At 23.5% G+C, this 4343-nt stretch carries 6 protein-coding genes; all 6 read left to right on the top strand.

Going from position 1 to position 4343, the window contains the following annotated elements; all coding sequences use genetic code 4:
• The first annotated feature begins 279 nt into the window (after positions 1-279).
• The 6 genes from ACWXVO_RS03080 (at position 280) to ACWXVO_RS03105 (ending at position 4138) form a co-directional block, all read left to right on the top strand.
• Positions 280-555, top strand: a complete 276-nt coding sequence (locus ACWXVO_RS03080) for a hypothetical protein (RefSeq protein ID WP_456002546.1) — start codon at positions 280-282, stop codon at positions 553-555.
• A gap of 85 nt (positions 556-640) precedes the next feature.
• Positions 641-820: a hypothetical protein gene (locus ACWXVO_RS03085; RefSeq protein WP_456002549.1), complete on the top strand. Its 180-nt coding sequence runs from the start codon at positions 641-643 to the stop codon at positions 818-820.
• 608 nt (positions 821-1428) lie between these two features.
• A complete protein-coding gene (locus ACWXVO_RS03090) occupies positions 1429-1749 on the top strand; it encodes a hypothetical protein (RefSeq protein WP_456002552.1) in 321 nt (106 codons plus the stop codon).
• 432 nt (positions 1750-2181) lie between these two features.
• Positions 2182-3078: a type II CRISPR-associated endonuclease Cas1 gene (cas1, locus tag ACWXVO_RS03095; protein WP_438340429.1), complete on the top strand. Its 897-nt coding sequence runs from the start codon at positions 2182-2184 to the stop codon at positions 3076-3078.
• Positions 3079-3082: 4 nt separating this feature from the next.
• A complete protein-coding gene (gene cas2 / locus ACWXVO_RS03100) occupies positions 3083-3388 on the top strand; it encodes a CRISPR-associated endonuclease Cas2 (protein WP_438340428.1) in 306 nt (101 codons plus the stop codon).
• 3 nt (positions 3389-3391) lie between these two features.
• Positions 3392-4138 carry a hypothetical protein gene (locus ACWXVO_RS03105; RefSeq protein WP_456002555.1) on the top strand — a complete coding sequence of 249 codons (747 nt, stop codon included), beginning with the start codon at positions 3392-3394 and terminating at the stop codon, positions 4136-4138.
• The last annotated feature ends 205 nt before the right edge of the window (positions 4139-4343 follow it).

The following is a 4343-nucleotide window of genomic DNA, read 5'->3' on the forward strand; positions in this document are numbered from 1 at the left end:
GTATAATTAAACAAATTCAAAATATCGGTGGCTCATTTTTCACGCTAATTAATGATGTTTAAAATATTTTTTTAACATTTATTAAAAAATCCTTTATAATGATTATGTACAGAAATTTGATCACAATCTGATCTTGCTTAAGAATAGTATGTACTAAAATAAGGCTTTATGCCGAATTTACCGCCACTGGCGGTTTTTATTTTTCATTTATTGATTTTTATATTATTGATAATATAAATGCATAGATCAATTTATAAAATACAGTAAAGTTAAAGAAATATGATTAATATAGTTTTATACGAGCTTGAAATTAGTCCAAATACATTGAATATCATTAGAACATGTTATGCGACTAGTAATAAATTGCACATTATTAAGCCAATCACTTTGATTTGCATCCCACATTGAATAAAAGGAAGTGGAGGTAACCATTTTTTAAGTGAAATACCTCATAAAATTCACAATAGTTATGATGATTATAAAAAGAAACATGGTAATAAAAATAATTTTTATATTACAAGATACGGGCCTAAAATTATGGTGACATTAAATTAAAAGAATAGTTAAATACACATGGTGATATTTGATTTATGTTTGTAACAGAAATTTTGAGAATACAAAAAAAATAGTAATCCATAATTTGACAGATTTTGAGAAAAAAAGAAAAGGTATTTATATCGATATAACTAATGAAAAAATTAAAAATAAACCAAATCGCCATAAACACGATGTTAGCCGTTTTACAGTTTCCAAAATTAAAAAATCTATAAATTTTGACGTGACATTTAATGTCTCACACAAAAATAAAGGAAATAAATAAAGACAATAGTTTGGCGCTGATCTAGTAGATTCTGAAATTGAAAAAATCAGAGATTTTAGTTCCTTTGTTTTTGATCCACCTACAGATAGAACTAGAAATGTTACTATGACAGTTTATTACAGAACAAAAGGGTCAATAATATCTTTTAAAACTCTTACAGACCCACTTTAAAAAGGGGTATGCAACAGAGCACTTACACAAAGCAACTAGAAAAGAAGCTAAAAGAAACGCAAAAAATATTTTAAATAGCACAATTCCAGAAACAATATTTTATTATGCAATAAATAGTAGTGTTGAAAAACCTTTTAAAACTCCTCAATTAAGTTATCCCATATGCTTTAAAATAAAGAATATAAAACATTGAACAGAAATTAGTAAAATTGAAGACCAATTAATAGATTATTTTAATTCTATATTTCCGAAATTAAAAAGAAATAGCGATAAACTGTTTTAGAAAAATAACTGAAGGCGATCCTGGTTGGTATGTTGATTATCATTTTAAAAACAAAACTCATTCAGGCGCAGACGAATATTATGCCTCAGTTGCTACTAACGGCAATAGAGTTATTTTTCAAAGAAAATAAAAGTTTTATTTTGTATGAACTCAAATGGTGAATATTGTTTTTAAACTCCAGAAAATCGTTACAAAGCAAGTAGTGATTTATCTAACTTTAACTCACAAGAAATTTTTTTTAATAGACAAAAATCTTGACATTTGAGACGATTTGGCTTATAAATTGAGTTTGATAGTCGTAACGCATAAGTCAGTCGTTTCGACATTTACAGACAAGTTTAATTACTTGATTAGAAATTTAGAAAAATTTAAATTAAATACATCGGATTTAAAACAAGAAACGAGTCACTTAAAAACAATGTTTAAAAACCCAATTAAAAAAGTGGGTAATGACCTATATGAAAACTTTAAGTAGATTTTTAATTTTATTTTAATGTCCGCAAAATGGGTTTGAAAAAATTGGTTCGCCAACCAATCCAAATATAAATAAAGCTTAAAAAAATGGATTCTAATTTTTAAAATAAGACCCGTAGGGTTAATTTAAAAATATATTACTATTTAATTTTTATTTTCGAAATATATAGATTTACAAAAAAAATAATAGCAAAGTATAACACTTTGCTAATTTTCCTAATTCCTGTTTTAAATTTTTTAGGTCTTAAAAAACATATTTGATATCTTAAGTTTAAGAAACATTTTTAAACTATAAAAATGTTGCAATTTGATTAAGAATTAACAAGCTAAATAGTTATATTAATTATTAGAAGCCCAATTTAATGAATTTTTTAAATAATATTTAAAATTGCAATGTAATTTTTTTGCTTAGTATATAAGCAGAAAGAAGAATATGAAGAAAATAATCGATGTTACGGAAAGTGAATATTTATCACTTTTTTTAGGAAATTTAATTATTAAAAAAGAACAAGGTAAAATTACAATACCAACTAATGATATTGATAGTATTATTTTCGAAAATAATAAAACAACAATATCAATACCACTAATTAATAAATTTATAAAAGAAAAAGTTAACATAATTATATGCAACGAAAAACATCTGCCTCAGGCGCAAATTATTCCGTTTGATAATTATTATAATAACAAAGTATTTTTATCTCAATTAACTTGAGATGAGAATTACAAAGCCATAACCTGAAAAAATATTATTAAATTAAAGATTTCTAATCAACTTAATTTGTTAGTAAATTTTAATTTAGTTAATGATGAAGATTATCAAAAATTTAAAAATTATATTTTAGATGTCAAAATTGGTGATTTATCTAACCGCGAGGCTCATGCAGCTAAACTTTATTATAAAAATATTTTTGGAGCTGATTTTAAAAGAGAAAGAAATAACTTTGATGATGATATTAATGCGATGCTAAATTATGGGTATACGATTTTACTATCATTTTATAGTCGGGCAATTAATGGGCGTGGCTTTGATAATCGCATTGGCGTTTTTCATAAAAGCTTTAATAACCCTTATAGTTTAGCATGCGATCTAATGGAAATAGCTAGAGTGTTTATTGACTATGTTGTATATCAGTATTTAATCAAGAAAGCTAATTATCAAGAAGTGAATTGAAAAATTTTTAAGCAAATGCTATATGAATTTTTTGATGAGCATATTAATGTCAACAATAAGCATATAAGAATTCGCGATTATATTGATTATTCAGTTAAAAAAATATTAGAAAATTGTTCATTAGAAGAGTTAATCATTGATTGAAATTCAAAGTAGATTTATGCGAATAATTGTTATGTATGATATTTCGATGGACGATGATAATATCGCTTATTATAATAAATTTAGAAATGAACTAATTAAATTAGGTTATAGCATGATTCAATATTCAATCTATGTTAAATGTATATCAGCTCACACTCAATATCCTTATGAAAAGGATAAACTAATAAAAATCGTTCCAAAAAAATCAAATGTGAGAATTTTATTAGTAACAGAAAGTCAATATCAAAATATTGAAATCATTAATGGCGAAAAATCACTAAATGAATATTACTTGGATAAAAAAATATATTTAGAGGTATAAATTATGTTAGAAATAATAAAATTTAGTCATCTTTTAGATTATGACTATCAAGGAATTAGAGTTATTGAAAGCAGCAACTCTTTAGCTTTTTTAGCTATGTTAATTAATCATGAAAATCAAAATAATCAACCAAGTCTTTTAATTAATAATAAAGGCTATTTTGTTAATGAAAGTATTATTATTAATCCATTATCAAAAGTTATTGATATCCTTAACTTTAGCAGCAAAAATAGTTTATATAAAATGTTTATAAAAGACAGTAGAATTGATCAAGAAAATTTAATCAAAAGTGATTTATTATCTGAAGTATTAAATTTTTATACAAATTTAGTTGCTGAAGATTTTATTTATCTTAATTTAGATAAATCAAAGTTAGTTAAATTTTTATTCCAACTAAATGATCAGAAATTGATTAATAAAGATATTTTATTTAAGTTTTTTGATTTAACAAATCAATTAGATAAGCAACTTGTAATTATCACTAATTTTGATAATATCAATATTAGCGAGTTGGTTGCTTATACTAACAAATTTAACTTTATTATATTAACTAACAATATTTGAGATATTTGTAATAGCTTTGAAGAGTTGGAAGTTTGTTCAATTTTTGATAATAAAACATTTATCAATATTGATAATGTATCTTTAATTAAAGAAATACTTATGCAAAAATTCAATATTGATGACATTGAAAAAATCAAAGAAAGTAAAACATTGCAAAATGCTATAAAATCAATCATTTTAGATTAATTTTTAATCAAATTTGAACGTTTTTATACAAGAATTCATTAAATTGTAACAAGAATGAGCCACCTAACATATATAGTAAAATGTTATAGGTGGCTTTATTATGCGCAAAATAGAATTAAACTATTTTCAATTAAATAGAAAACGAAAATTATTAGATGTTATAACTACATATTCTAATTTAACAAATAAGCAATTATCTTTAAAA

Source organism: Mycoplasma sp. 1890 (assembly GCF_053851615.1).